General features: G+C 72.4%; 13 protein-coding genes. 5 read left to right on the forward strand and 8 right to left on the reverse strand.

Annotation, left to right across the window (positions count from 1 at the left end; translation table 11 throughout):
• The first annotated feature begins 27 nt into the window (after positions 1–27).
• Positions 28–1,761, forward strand: coding sequence for a carboxylesterase/lipase family protein (locus OG534_RS02555; RefSeq protein ID WP_326586425.1), 1,734 nt, complete (start codon positions 28–30; stop codon positions 1,759–1,761).
• A gap of 81 nt (positions 1,762–1,842) precedes the next feature.
• Here OG534_RS02555 and OG534_RS02560 read toward each other — a convergent pair whose 3' ends face one another.
• Positions 1,843–2,463, reverse strand: a complete 621-nt coding sequence (locus OG534_RS02560; RefSeq protein WP_326586426.1) for a hypothetical protein — start codon at positions 2,461–2,463, stop codon at positions 1,843–1,845.
• Between the two features lie 226 nt (positions 2,464–2,689).
• Complete coding sequence (locus OG534_RS02565) at positions 2,690–3,805, reverse strand: AI-2E family transporter (protein WP_326586427.1); 1,116 nt, start codon at positions 3,803–3,805, stop codon at positions 2,690–2,692.
• Positions 3,806–3,987: 182 nt separating this feature from the next.
• Here OG534_RS02565 and OG534_RS02570 point away from each other — a divergent pair, with 182 nt between their 5' ends.
• Together OG534_RS02570 and OG534_RS02575 are read left to right on the forward strand one after the other, a co-directional pair.
• Positions 3,988–4,725, forward strand: coding sequence for a class I SAM-dependent methyltransferase (locus tag OG534_RS02570; protein ID WP_326586428.1), 738 nt, complete (start codon positions 3,988–3,990; stop codon positions 4,723–4,725).
• 98 nt (positions 4,726–4,823) lie between these two features.
• Positions 4,824–5,903: a S1C family serine protease gene (locus OG534_RS02575; RefSeq protein WP_326586429.1), complete on the forward strand. Its 1,080-nt coding sequence runs from the start codon at positions 4,824–4,826 to the stop codon at positions 5,901–5,903.
• Positions 5,904–5,928: 25 nt separating this feature from the next.
• Here the strand turns inward: OG534_RS02575 and OG534_RS02580 are convergent, their stop codons facing one another.
• Positions 5,929–7,020: a DUF2330 domain-containing protein gene (locus OG534_RS02580; RefSeq protein ID WP_326586430.1), complete on the reverse strand. Its 1,092-nt coding sequence runs from the start codon at positions 7,018–7,020 to the stop codon at positions 5,929–5,931.
• An 86-nt stretch (positions 7,021–7,106) separates the two neighbouring features.
• Between OG534_RS02580 and OG534_RS02585 the strand changes: the two genes are divergently transcribed.
• Positions 7,107–7,616: a hypothetical protein gene (locus OG534_RS02585; protein ID WP_326586431.1), complete on the forward strand. Its 510-nt coding sequence runs from the start codon at positions 7,107–7,109 to the stop codon at positions 7,614–7,616.
• A 7-nt stretch (positions 7,617–7,623) separates the two neighbouring features.
• Here the strand turns inward: OG534_RS02585 and OG534_RS02590 are convergent, their stop codons facing one another.
• From OG534_RS02590 to OG534_RS02610, 5 genes are read right to left on the reverse strand one after another with little or no spacing between them, the layout of a single operon-like run.
• Positions 7,624–8,286 carry an HAD family hydrolase gene (locus OG534_RS02590; RefSeq protein ID WP_326586432.1) on the reverse strand — a complete coding sequence of 221 codons (663 nt, stop codon included), beginning with the start codon at positions 8,284–8,286 and terminating at the stop codon, positions 7,624–7,626.
• A complete protein-coding gene (locus OG534_RS02595; protein ID WP_326586433.1) occupies positions 8,283–9,386 on the reverse strand; it encodes an ABC transporter ATP-binding protein in 1,104 nt (367 codons plus the stop codon). The genes OG534_RS02590 and OG534_RS02595 overlap by 4 nt, the downstream gene beginning before the upstream one ends.
• Positions 9,387–9,390: 4 nt before the next feature.
• Positions 9,391–10,386 (reverse strand): ABC transporter permease, encoded by a 996-nt coding sequence (locus tag OG534_RS02600; RefSeq protein WP_326586434.1) that lies wholly within the window; start codon positions 10,384–10,386, stop codon positions 9,391–9,393.
• Positions 10,374–11,261 (reverse strand): ABC transporter permease, encoded by an 888-nt coding sequence (locus OG534_RS02605; RefSeq protein WP_326586435.1) that lies wholly within the window; start codon positions 11,259–11,261, stop codon positions 10,374–10,376. The genes OG534_RS02600 and OG534_RS02605 overlap by 13 nt, the downstream gene beginning before the upstream one ends.
• Entirely contained in the window at positions 11,261–12,424 is a 1,164-nt protein-coding gene (locus OG534_RS02610; protein ID WP_385149415.1) for an ABC transporter substrate-binding protein, read from the reverse strand. Before OG534_RS02610 ends, OG534_RS02605 begins: the two co-directional genes overlap by 1 nt.
• A 232-nt stretch (positions 12,425–12,656) precedes the next feature.
• Here OG534_RS02610 and OG534_RS02615 point away from each other — a divergent pair, with 232 nt between their 5' ends.
• Entirely contained in the window at positions 12,657–13,451 is a 795-nt protein-coding gene (locus OG534_RS02615; protein ID WP_326586436.1) for a GntR family transcriptional regulator, read from the forward strand.
• Positions 13,452–13,456: the final 5 nt, after the last annotated feature.

Here is a 13,456-nt window from a genome sequence, read left to right on the forward strand (position 1 = left end):
CGAACCGGCACGACTCCAGGAGGACGGATGAAGAGGCCCGGGAACCGGCTGCCTTCGGCAAGATCCCCAAGATCCCTGCTCGGTACGGCCCTCGGGCTGGCGGCTCTCCTCGTCTCGGCGGCGCCGACGACGGCGACGGCGACGGCGACGGCGACGGCGACGGCGACGGCGACGGCGACGGCGACGGCGACGGCGACGGCGACGGCGACGGCGACGGCGACGGCGACGGCGACGGCGACGGCGACGGCGACGGCGACGGCCTCCGGCGGATCACCGCGCCCGGTGGTCACCGTCGCGCAGGGCGCCCTGCGCGGCCAATCACAGGACGGGGCCCAGGAGTTCCTCGGTGTCCCCTACGCCGCTCCCCCGGTCGGGGACGCACGGCTGCGGGCGCCTCAGCCGCCGCCCCGCTGGAACGGCGTGCGCGACGCCGTCCGACAGGCCCCCGCCTGCCTGCAGTTCTCGCCGTTCGGCCTGAGCGATCCGCAGGCCGTCAGCGAGGACTGCCTCTACCTGGACGTGTACCGGCCGAGGACGGCCCGCCCGGGAGCCCGGCTCCCGGTGGTCCTCTGGATGCACGGAGGCGCGTACAGCCAGGGCACGGGCACCCAGTTCGGCGGGCGCACCATGGCCGACCTCACCCAGAGCGTGGTCGTCAGCATCAACTACCGGCTGGGGCAGCTCGGTTATCTGGCTCTTCCCGAGCTGGGCCGGGAGAACGACCCGCGCTCCGGGTCCTTCGGGCTGATGGACCAGCTCGCGGCGCTGCAGTGGACCCGGCAGAACATCGGCGCGTTCGGCGGGAATCCGGCCAACGTCACGATCTCCGGGCAGTCCGCGGGCAGCGGCTCCGTCTGCGCGCTGCTGGCCGCCCCGTCGGCCGCGGGCCTGTTCCACCGGGCCGTGCTGCAGAGCGGCCCGTGCACCCTGCTCCGTACGCCCGACAGCGCGAGCGCCGAGGGGCAGGCGCGGTCCTTCGCCGCGCGTGCGGGATGCACCGCCGGGGCGGAGGTGGCCGCCTGCCTGCGTGCCGCCTCCGGAGCGGCGCTGGTCGAGGCGGCCCGTACGCTGCCCACGCCGGGTCCGGCGTCGGGCGACGGGCTGCTGCCGCTGGCCCCCGCACAGGCCATCGGGAGCGGCGCGTGGAACAAGGTGCCGGTCCTGATCGGGAGCACCCGCTCCGAAGCCCGCTTCTTCGTCGCCCTGACACAGCCCCATCTGACGGCCGAGCAGTACACGGCGCAGATCCTGGCGGGGTACGGGGCCGCGGGACCCGAGGTGCTCGCCCGCTATCCGGTCGCGGACCACGGCTCGCCGTATCTGGCGCTGTCGGCGGTCATGACGGACTCGACCTTCGCCTGCCACACGGCGTGGACGGCGCAGCTCTTCGCCTCCCAGGTGCCGACGTACGTCTACGAGTTCGACGACCCCCGGTCGCCGACGCTCGCGGGCGCTCAGGTGCCGGGCCTGGACGAGTCGAACGCCCACAGCGCGGAGCTGGCGTATCTGCACGACTTCACCATGGGCGAGCGTCCGCTGACCCCGGTGCAGGTCGCGCTCGGCAACCGGATGAAGCGCCACTGGGCGGCGTTCGCCCGCTTCGGCGCCCCCGTCGTGGCGGGACAGACCCCGTGGCCCGCGGCCGGAGCCGGCGCCTCCGCGGTCCTCACCCTCCACCCCACGGCCACGCGGACGACCACGTCGTTCGGGGCGGACCACCAGTGCGCGTTCTGGCGCACCCAGCCGCCCCGACCGCTCTGACGCCCCCGCGGGTGCCGGGCAGGCACAGGTGCTCCTGCCCGGCACCGGCACCGGCACCGGCACCGGCACCCCGTCCCTCGGTCAGTACAGTTTGTTCACCCCGGTCCGGAGGATGTTCTTCCATGCCTGCACCGGCGGGTCGCCCCAGTAGCTCCACCAGTTGACCAGCGTGACGGTGTCCCCGTCACGGCCCACGCCCCACAGGTAGTTCATGTGGGGACGCTCCTGGGCATCGGCGTCGAAGGTGTACATGCCCTGGAGCGTGGCGCCCTCCTCCACGTCCACCGCACCGTGGTCATGGCCCGTCGCGGTCGTACCGGGCTCGTTCTGGCGGCGCGGGCAGTCGGCGAAGTTCAGCCGGGCCGCGTCCGCGAACGCGATGGCCTCTGCCTCGGTCGCGAAGACCACCACCTTCTGCTGGGCGGAGGCGGTCTCCGAGGTCGTGAAGTCCCGGTGCCAGACGTTCACCTCGGGAGGCTGTACCGACCAGTCGTCCAGGCATGCGTGCTCCTGGCCCCAGCCCCGCTGGACCGGAGCGGCGTACCACCCGATCCCGTCCCCGAGGCGGATGTCGGAGATGTACAGGGTCCCCGGCCTGGGCCGCCACTGCTCCGCGCCGCTCGCCGGCCCCGACGCCACGCCGGCCAGCAGCGCGGCCCCCGCCACGGCCGCCGATCCGCGTGTCCACGCGCGTACCCCCATCACGTTCCCCCTGTGCGTCCCGGTGCCCCCGCCCCGACCGGGACGCGGATCCGCTCCAGCGTGCGACAACGCCGCCCCGCCCGCGGAGGCCCTTCGGACACAACGACCTGAATTCCCATCACACTGTCCGAAAACGACAAAGACCCCAACGGGGAACCTAGTGCTCACCGCCGACGTGACGGTGCTCGCCCTCGCGGTGACCCCGCGGTGACCCCGCGGCGCGGTCCTATGACGGGGCAGGAGCTGTGGGCAGCCGTTCGTCGGGCTCCGGCTCGTGCGGTGGTTCGCTGAGCTGGTCGCGCAGGTAGTTCCAGACGACGGCGACGAGTGCGGCCACCGGTACGGCCAGCAGGCTGCCCACGACGCCGGCCAGGCTGCCGCCCAGCGTGACCGCCAGCAGGATCACCGTCGCGTGGAGACCGAGACTGCGGCTCTGGATCATCGGCTGGAACACGTTTCCTTCGAGCTGCTGCACGCCGACGATGATGGCCAGCACGATCAGCGCGTCCGTCAGGCCGTTCGACACCAGCGTGATGAGCACCGCCACCAGACCGGCGAACAGGGCTCCCACGATCGGCACGAAGGCGGAGACGAAGGTCAGAACGGCCAGCGGCAGCACCAGGGGCACGCCCACGATCCACAGGCCCAGGCCGATGAACACGGCGTCGAGGAGGCCGACGAAGGCCTGGGACCGGACGAACGAGCCCAGGGTCTGCCAACTGCGCTCGGCCACGACCGGGATGTCGACGGCGAGCCGGCCGGGGAGTTGGCGGGTGAGCCACGGCAGGAAGCGGGGGCCGTCCTTGAGGAAGAAGAACATCAGGAAGAGCGACAGCACGGCGGTGACCAGGCCGCTGAAGACGGTACCCACCCCCGTGACGACGGTGGAGACCGCGCTGCCGATGCTGTTCTGGAGGCGGGCCGTCGCGGCGTCGAAGGCGCCGGTGATCTGGTCGTCGCCGATGTTCAGCGGCGGCCCGGCCGCCCACTCGCGCAGCCGTTGGATGCCCTCGGCCACGCCTTCGACCAGTTCGCCCGACTGGGAGGCCACGGGCACGGCGATCAGCGCCACGACGCCCGCGGCCACCAGGAGGAACCCCACGGTCACCACGGTGGCGGCCAGGGCGGGCCGCCACCCCCGCCGGCGCAGCAATGCGGCCAGGGGCCAGGTCAGGGTGGTGAGGAACATGGCGACTATGAGCGGCCAGACGACCGACCACATCCGGCTCAGGACCCACAGGGCCGCCGCCGCCATGACCAGGACCACCAGCAACTCGGCGGAAACCCGCGCCGACCTGCGGAGTGCGGCAGAGGCCTTCGCGGAGCTCAACGTGACAGACATGGGGTCACCCTATTCACACTCCGTCCGCACCGGGACGGGGCCACCGGCCGGTGCCCAGGAGCAGGCGCGAACGGGCCGTCAGCACTGCGGTGGATTCAAGGAATCGAGGGATCGGATACGGGTCGTGTTCGATTCCTTCCGTCCGGCCGCGAGATAGGATCGTGATCACGGGAGGGGGCCGGATGGACCGGAACATACGCACGGTGGACGACGTACTGAGGCTCCTGGACGGCCTCTTCGCACCGGAGGCCGACCGCTGGACGGCCGACGGCGCCTCCTGGTGGGACGGCTTCTACGCGGACCGCTCGAAGCCGGTGCCGTTCTTCGTGTCGAAGCCGGACGAGAACCTGGTCTCGTACCTCGACCGCGGCCTGATCTCCCCGGGCCGCGCCCTCGACCTGGGGTGCGGACCCGGCCGCAACGCGCTGCGCCTCGCCTCCGCGGGCTTCGAGGTGGACGCCGTCGACCTGTCTGCGGCGGCCATCGCCTGGGCCGAGGAGCGGGCCCGCGAGGCGGGAGCCGATGTCCGGTTCCACCAAGGCGATGCCTTCGCCCTCGCCGCGACCACGCTGAGCGGCCCGTACGACCTCATCCACGACTCGGGCTGCTTCCACCACATACCGCCCCACCGCCGCATCAGCTACCTCGCCCTCCTCGAACGGGCCCTCGCCCCCGGCGGCCACTTGGCGCTCACCTGCTTCGCGGCGGGCGCGATGGGATCCGAGCTGCCCGACGAGGCCTTCTACCGTGAGGCCGGCCTCCAGGGCGGGCTCGCCTACACGCCGGAGTCCCTGCGCGCGATCTTCAGCGACCTGACCGAGGTCGAGCTGCGCCGCATGAACGACGAGGCAGCCGAGTCCCCGCTCTTCGGCGAGTCCTTCCTCTGGACGGCTCTGTTCCGCCGGCCCGTCGCCTCGTAGAAGGCCGGCGTGGCGGTCGCTCCGGGCTTGCCAGGACACCTCGGGACCGCGGGATTAGCCTGAAAGAGGGGATCCATCCTCGGGAAGGTGGCGGGCGCATGAAGGTGCAGCCCAGCGGCGTAGTCCTGGCTGCCGCGACCGTGGTACTCGGGGTCATGGCGGGCCCGGCGGCGTTCGCCGACGACATGGACCCCAAGAAGATCTACGAGCGGGCGGCTCCGGCCACCGTTCAGGTCCTGGGGAAGTACGGCGAGGGAACCGGCTTCATCTACGACGCGGAGAAGGGGCTCATCGCCACCAATGCCCACGTCGTGCAGGGCGAGCCCTCCCTGAAGGTCAAGGTCGGGGAACAGCCGCCGGCGCCGGTGCGGGTGGTCGGCATCGACCCCTGCGCGGACCTGGCGGTCCTGACGTTCACCTCGAAGCCGCCCGACCTGAAGTCCCTGGAGTTCGGCGAGAGCAAGGAACTCGAGGTGGCCGACACCGTCACCGCACTGGGCTACCCCGTGGGGATCAGCGAAACCAGCCAGAAGGTCGTGTACACGGCCGGCTCGGTGCAGAACCCGAACGTCGTGAACGCCGAGCCGTCGACCTCGTTCCCGCGTTATCCCTCCACGATCCAGCACTCGGCGACCGTCAACCCGGGCAACTCCGGTGGCCCGCTGCTCGACGGCCAGGGGAAGGTCGTCGGGATCAACGCCCTGACCGTCACCGGCGCCACGCAGGGGCAGTTCTACGCCATCAGCAGCGACCACGCCCGGCCCATCCTCGACACCCTGGCCGGAGGAGTCGTCCAGAACGACCCCGGCTGGACCATCGTAGGGCTGGACGACCCCGAACTCGGCCTGTACTTCGAGGAGAAGGACGCGACCAAGGCGGAAGCCGCCCAGAAGAGGCTCATCGACAGCGGAGTGACAGGGGTGTTCGTCATCAACGCCAGGACGAACTCTCCGGCGGGGAAGGTCCCGCTGGGCACCGGGGACGTGCTGACGGCCATGAAGGACACGCCGGTCGAGTCGGTCGCCGACGTCTGCGACATCCTCCAGTCCTCCGCACCGGGTGAGAAGGTTCCGCTGGAGGGCGTGTACTCCCTCACCGCCGACGGGAAGCAGACCAAGTTCGGTGAAGCCTGGTCAGCCGACCTCGTCCTCGACAAGAACACCGCCCCCTCACCGTGAGGCCGGACACCACCACCCGCCCGCCTCAGGCCGCCTGACCGGGGCTCGGCCTGCGACGGCCGCGGCGGCGGCGGATCACCGCGAAGCAGGACGCCGCCAGCGCCACCAAGACGCCCGACACCGTCAGGAGCCACACGGGGATGCCGTCCCAGACCGTGAGCAGCTCGTTGCGGTAGACGGCCCTGCGGTACGGAGTGTCCTGGGCGGTGGCGCGCAGTTCGTGGTCGGCGTCGATGCGCGCGGGCTCCGGGAACTCCTGGTCGATGGCCGTGAGGAACACCGGTTCGCCGCCCGCGAGTTCCGCGAGCGAGCCGTCCTTGGGGTGGATGGTCCCGGCGAAGGTCACCTTCGGCGCGGAGCCGCCGATCGGGGAGGCGGGCTCCATGCGGTGGTCGGCCAGCACGTACAGGCCGAGCGACTGCGGCGTCTTCGCCATCCGGGACAGCCGCATCGGGTAGACCAGCCGCTCGCTCTCGAAGCGGATCTTCAGCGGGTCCAGGTCGCCGCGCAGCACCTTGCCCTCCTGCCGGGGGGCGAGCCGTACCGCCACGTACTCCCACTTCTGGTCGACGTACGGCTTGACCTCGGCGGCGAGGCGGTCGGGGAGCGTGAAGCCGTTGCTCTCCAGCCAGTTCTTCAGGGCCTGCGGGTCGGTGGCGGTGAGCCGTGCGACGTCGAAGTCGCCGAGCTGCTCGCGGCCGACGACACCGACCGCCGACGGCGTGCGGCCCGGCGCGGCGCCCGCGCTGTCCCCGACCTTCGAGGCGAAGGGCCAGTCGCCGTTCCGGGGCCAGAAGTAGCTGCGGGTCCTGCGCTCGGGCCGGGTCATCTCGCTCAGCTCGCCGAACATGTTCCCGTCGCCCAGCTCGACCGTGGCCCGCCCCGGCACCGGCATGATCCAGGCGGCCCGCTGCGCGTCCCCGCCGACGGTGAACCGCATGACGATCTGCTCCGTACGGCCGTCCCAGCGCACCACGGAGGTCTCACGGTCCACCCCGATCCGGGACTGGCCGCCGGGGACCATGGCCCCGCAGCCGCACGCGTACGCGGGGCTGATCAGCGAGCCCACCTGGGTCGCGAGCAGGGCGATCAGCAGGGCGAGCACTCTTCGTTTCATCCACACGGGGTCTCAGACGGCCACTCGGGTGATCCGGTTCCGACCCCCCTCGCCGAGCCGTGGGGCCGGGGCCCATACTGTGCCCCATGAGGGGGAGCGAGAATCGGCCGTATGCAGTGCGGCGCCAGAGCGCGGTACCGCGCAACCCGTTGGTTCCGGACTCGGTGGAGGCGGAGATCGCGCGGCACGACTGGGAGTCGATCGAGTGCGGCTGCGGTCATTCCGCGGGGCATCTGGTGGACGCCGTGCGGGATGCCGCCGAGGGGCACCCCTCCGCGTTCCGCGCGCTGGAGGGCCACGTCTTCTTCGCGCAGCACCTGAAGCCGCCCGCACCCGCGGTGTGCGCCGTGCTGATGGCCGTGTGGTTGGTGCAGCCGCCCCGGCGGGCGACCCGCGAGGCCCTGCTGTGGACCCTGCTGGCGCTGCTGTGCACGGTGGACGACGGCGGCACCCACGAGGCGGGGCTGCACGGGCAGTGCGCCGCCTTCGTCCGCACCGGCGTGGACGGCTTCCGCCGCGAACTGGCCACCGCCCCGGGATCGGGAACCGCCGCCTACGCGGAGGGCATCCTGGAGATCCTCGGCCTGGCGGCCTAGAAGCCCTCTAGGCGCGAGGCGTCTCCAGGCAGGCGCGCAGGCCGGTCACGGTGACGTGTTCCAGGGAGTCCGCGAAGGTCCGCAGCGGTGACCGCGGCACCGGCAGCAGCGACGGGACCACCAGGACCCCGCAGCCGGCCGCCTCCGCGGAGGCGGCGCCGTCCGGCGAGTCCTCCACCGCCACGCACGCCTGCGGTACGAGGCCCAGCCGCCCGGCGGCCGCCCGGTAGGGGTCCGGGTGCGGCTTCGTCCGCGTGGTGTCGTCTGCGGACAGGGTGAAGGCGAAGGGGACATGGGCCAGCGAGCCCCCGACCACCGAGTCCACGACCACCCGGGGCGACGCGCTGACCAGGGCGAAGGGCACGCCTTCGGCCGCCAGGGCGGTCAGCAGCCGCTGGGCACCGGGCCGCATCGGCGCTCCCGCCTCCACGCGGCGGTGAAAGCGGTCGGTGAGCGCGGCCGCCACCTCGTACGGGTCTCCCCCTCCCGAGACCCGTACGAGGTGCGCGGCGGTGTCCTGCACCGCGCGGCCGACCACCTCGGGCGCGTCCGCGTCGGCCAGCCGGTGGCCGAGGCCGTCGGCCACCTCCTCGGTGGCCCGCCACCACAGCACCTCGGTGTCGACCAGGGTGCCGTCCATGTCGAACAGGACCGCGGCGAGGGCGCTCACACGGACCTGGCCACGACGAGCACCGGCCGCTCGGCCAGGCCCACGGCGGCCCGCGCGCCCGGCACGAGGGTTCCCGCGTCCCGCGAGGGCAGGTCCGCCTTGACCGGCACCCCGCCCGGCAGTTCCAGGTGGAGCCGGGTCACGGAGCCGAAGAAGGAGGCGGAGACCACGGTGGCCGTGCCCGAGGCGTCGGCGGTCGCCGTCACGTTCTCGGGGCGTACGAGGACCTCCACGTCCGGCGTGGACGGCACCGGGCCGTCCACCGGCAGGCGGGCTCCCGCCACCTCCACCAGGCCGGAGTCGGCGAGCCGGCCGGGCAGCCGGTTCATGGTGCCGACGAACTCGGCGACGAAGGGGGTCGCGGGCCGGTCGTACAGCTCGGCCGGGGCGGCGCACTGCTCCAGCTTCCCGGCGTTGAGGACGGCGACCCGGTCGGCCATCGACAGCGCCTCCTCCTGGTCGTGGGTGACGAACACGGTGGTGATGCCGAGGGAGAGCTGGAGGCGGCGGATCTCCTCGCGCAGGTTCGACCGCACCTTGGCGTCCAGCGCGGAGAGCGGCTCGTCGAGCAGGAGCACGCGCGGGCGCAGGGCCAGGGCGCGGGCGAGCGCGACGCGCTGCTGCTGGCCGCCGGACATCTGGTGCGGGTAGCGGTCGCCGTGGTCCGGGAGGCCGACCAGGTCGAGGAGTTCGGCGGCCCGCTCGCGGCGCTGCGCGGCCCCCACCTTGCGCACCCGCAGACCGAAGGCGACGTTGTCGCAGGCGCTGAGGTTGGGGAAGAGGCTGTACGACTGGAAGACCATTCCGGCGTCCCGGCGGTTGGCCGGGACGCGGGTGATGTCCTGTCCGTCGACGAGGACCTCGCCGGAGTCGGGCTGCTCGAATCCGGCGACGACGCGCAGGGCGGTGGTCTTGCCGCAGCCCGACGGGCCGAGCAGGGCGATGAGTTCGCCGGGTTCGACGGTCAGGTCGAGCCCGTCGAGGGCGACGGTGGTTCCGAACGCCCTGCGCAGGCCGCGGAATTCGAGGCGCGCGCCCCCGGACTCGGCGGAGTCGGCCGGCTTCCCGGCCGCGGGAGGGGTGGTGGGCGTGGTGGGCATGGGGTCAGGACTCCTTGCGGGAGGTGGTGGCGGGTGCGGCCGCGGTCGTGGAGGGGGTGGTCCCGGCCCGGGAGAGGGCGATCAGCAGCAGCCAGGTGATCAGCAGGCTGAGGATGGAGACGGCCACCGACATGCGGGCCTGGGCTCCGGAGATCGAGACGATCCACACCGCGAAGGGCTGGAACCCGAGGAGGGAGGCGATGGTGAACTCGCCGAGCACCAGGGCCAGGGTGAGGAAGGCGGCGCCGGCGAGCGAGGCCCGCAGGTTCGGCAGCAGCACGCGCAGGACGACGTACGGCCAGCTCGCGCCGCAGCTTCGGGCGGCCTCGACCAGGGTCGGCACGTCGACGGCGCGCAGGCCCGCGTCGAGCGAGCGGTAGACGAAGGGGAGCGCGAGGACCGTGTAGGCGAAGACCAGGACGACGGGGAACTTCTCGTTCTGGACGGCGATGAAGGTCTGGTAGAGCGGGGTCCGCGACAGGTGTTCCGGTCCCCAGCGCAGCACGGTGGTGATGCCGGTGACCAGGGCGATCGGCGGTACCACCAGCGGCAGCATGCACATCACCTCGACGACCGGGCGCAGCCGCGGCGAGCCGATGCGTACGGCCACCAGCGCGGGCACGGCGAGCAGCAGCGACAGCGCGATGGTCGCGGCGGCGAGGCCGAGGGAGAGCAGCAGGCTCTCGGTGAACCCGTCGGCGGAGAGCAGTGCGGTGTACGCCTCGAAGGTGATCCCCTGGCCGGGCACGTGCACGGTGAAGACGAACGAGGCGAGGAGCGGGACCAGGAAGTAGGCGCCGGCCAGGGCGAGGACGGCTCCGCGCCAGATCCCGGGCCGGGGGCGCCGGGCCGAGGACGACCGGCCGGGTGCCTCGGTGTCCGGGGCGCTCCCGGCAGCGTACGGTGCGGCCGGAGTGGTCTGGGTGGCGGGAGTGGCCGGGGTGGCGGGAGTGGCCGGGGTGGCGGGAGTGGCCGGGGTGGTCGGGGTCATCGCAGCCATCGGGCGCTCCGTCGCTGGAGGGGCAGGTAGACCGCCATGACCAGGCCGGCGATCAGGATCATGTCGAGGCCGAGGGCGAGCGCCACGTTCTCCTGGCCGGTGAGCACGTTCCCGGACAGCGCGTCCGCGATCTTGAGCGTGACCAGGGGTACGGAGCCGCCGACGAGGGCCGCGGCCGTGGCGTGGGCGGCGAAGGCGGTGCCGAAGAGCAGTACGAACCCGCCGAGGAGGGACGGAGCGAGCACGGGCAGGCCGACATGGCGCCAGAACTGCCATCCGGTGGCCCCGCTGCTCTGGGCGGCCTCGCGCCACTGCGGGCGCAGTCCGTCCAGCGCCGGGGCGATCACCAGCACCATCAGCGGGATCAGGAAGTACAGGTAGACCACGGTGAGGCCGGTGAAGGAGTAGAGGTTCCAGCCGAGGTCCGCGAGGTCGGCGAGCTGGGTGACGACTCCGGAGATACCGACGGTGGCGATGAACGCGAACGCGAGGGGCACGCCGCCGAAGTTGGCCAGCACTCCCGAGGCGGTCAGGGCCGCACTGCGCAGGCCCTTGGAGCGGGACGTGACCACGGCCTGGGCGATCACGACGCCCAGGACGCCGCCGACGAGTGCGGTGAGGGCGGAGAGCTGGACGCTGCCGATGAGCGAGCCCAGGTACGGGCCCTGCAGCGAGCGCGCGAGGTGTTCCCCGGTCAGCCGGGTGGCGCCGCCCGCCGGGTCGGTGCGGGTGACCGCGCCGAAGGCCATGGCGCCGAGCGGGATGCCGAAGCAGAGCCCGGTGAAGACGAGGAGCGGGAGGGCCGCGAGCCAGGTGCGCGGACCGCGCCGCCGGCGGCGGGTGCCGCCGGCGGCGCGGGAGTCTGAGGTGGGCATCAGGAGAGGGCCTTGTCCCACTTCTCGGCGAGGGTTGCCTTGGCCCGGTCGAGCTCCGCGGAGACCGGGAAAGCCGGGGTGCCCTGCACCTGCGGGAGCTTGGCGACGGCGTCCTTGTCGGCGGTGCCGTCCTCGGTCATGGCGGGCAGCAGCACCGGGCGGGCGTAGCCCTTGAGCCAGAGGTTCTGGCCCTCGCCGCTGTAGAGGAACTCCATCCACAGGCGGGCGGCCGCCGGGTGCGGGGCGTCCTTGTTGATGGCCTGCGAGTAGTACTGGGCGAAGACGCCGTCGGCGGGGACGGTGACCTTCCAGTCGACGCCCTTGCCCTTGAACTGCTGGGCGTAGCCGGCGTTCAGGTAGTCCCAGTCGATGGAGATGGGCGTCTCGCCCTTCTCGACGGTGGCCGGGGTGGACTCGACCGGGATGAAGTTCCCGTTCTTCTTCAGCTGCCCGAAGAAGTCGATGCCGGGCTGGATGTCCGCGAAGGAGCCCTTGTTGGCGAGGGCGGCCGCATACACGCCGCCGAAGGCCGAACCGGACTTGGTGGGGTTGCCGTTGAGGGCGACCTTGCCCTTGTACTCGGGCTTGAGGAGATCGGCGAAGGTCTTCGGGCAGGTGGGGATGCGGGCCGCGTCGCAGCCGATGGAGACGTAGCCGCCGTAGTCGTTGTACCAGCGGGCGTCGGCGTCCTTCTGGGTGACGGGGATCTTGTCCCAGGCGGTGACCTTGTACGGGGCGAAGAGGTTCTCGGCGGCGCCGCTGCGGGCGAAGGCGATGCCGAGGTCCAGTACGTCGGGGGCGCGCTTCTGGCCCTGGCGGGACTTGACGGCGGCGATCTCGTCGGCGCTGGAGGCGTCCGGGTTCTCGCTGTTCACCTTGATCTTGTACTTGGCCTCGAAGGCCTTGATGATCTCGCCGTAGTTCGCCCAGTCCGGCGGGAGCGCGATCACGTTCAGCTCGCCCTCCTTCTGCGCGGCGGCGGCGAGGGCCTCCATGGAGCCGAAGTCGGCCACCGAGGTCGCGGCGCCCGGCTGCACGCCGTTCTTGGCGCCGTCGGCGCCACCGGACTTCTGGTCGGGTGCGGCACCACACGCGCTGAGCGTGGTGAGGACGGCGGCGCTGAGCAGAACGGCCGCACCGCGACGGGCGGAGGATCTGAGCACGGTCTCTCCCGGAGACGAGGGTGGGTTCACTTGTCTGAACAAGTTGGCTCCAGTTCGCCCGGACTCGCTGTACGGACGGTGAACGGCGCCCGTCCGCTGGAGCACGGCTCGACGAAGAGACGAGAATGACCGGAAGAAGCCGTGACAGAACCTGTTGGAATGATCATGGGAGACCGGTGCACAGCGATTCCGGCACCGCTACGCCGGCCACGGCGGACAGGGGACGAACGGCATGAACACGAGCACGACCGGGGGCGGAGGCACGGGCGCGGGCACGGGCGCGGGCACCGTCCGATACCTGGAGATCGCCGAGGCGCTGCGCCGCGAGATCCTCTCGGGCGAGCTCCCGGTGGGGGCGCACCTGCCCTCGGAGAGCGATCTGGCGGCGCGCTGGTCCGCCTCGCGCGGGACGGTCCGCCAGGCGGTCGCCACGCTCGCGGCGGAGGGGCTGATCGGTTCCCGGCAGGGCGCGCGGCGGATCGTCCTGCGCAGGGAGCGCCGGCACAGCTTCGGCGAGCTGAACAGCTTCGCCCAGTGGGCCGAGGGGCTCGGGCACCGGGCCGCCGGCCGCTTCCTGTCGCGGACCCGCCGGCCCGCGACGACCGAGGAGGCGGACCGGCTCGCGCTGGCGCCCGGTACGCAGATCCTGGCCGTTCTGCGGCTGCGTCTGCTCGACGGGGAACCCACCATGGTGGAGCGGACCGCGTACGCCGACTGGGTCGCGGCGGCCGTCGAGGCGCTGCCGGCGGACTGCCGGTCCGTCATGGACAGCCTGGCCGAGGGCTCCGGAATCGTCGCCCACTACGGTGAGCACCTCATCGACGCCCTCCCGGCGGGCAGCGAGGACGCCCGGCTGCTGGAGATCCGGCGCGGCAGCCCGCTGCTGCGCCAGCGGCACGTCTCCGCGACGGCGACCGGCCGCCCGATCGAGTGGTCCGACGACCGCTACCGGGCCGGCAGCGTGACCTTCAGTGTGAGCAACTCGTCGGTAGCAACCCCTTTGGAGCGGCGCGTCGGCGACCAGTGACCCCG

This window comes from Streptomyces sp. NBC_01294 (assembly GCF_035917235.1).
Taxonomy (GTDB): domain Bacteria; phylum Actinomycetota; class Actinomycetes; order Streptomycetales; family Streptomycetaceae; genus Streptomyces; species Streptomyces caledonius.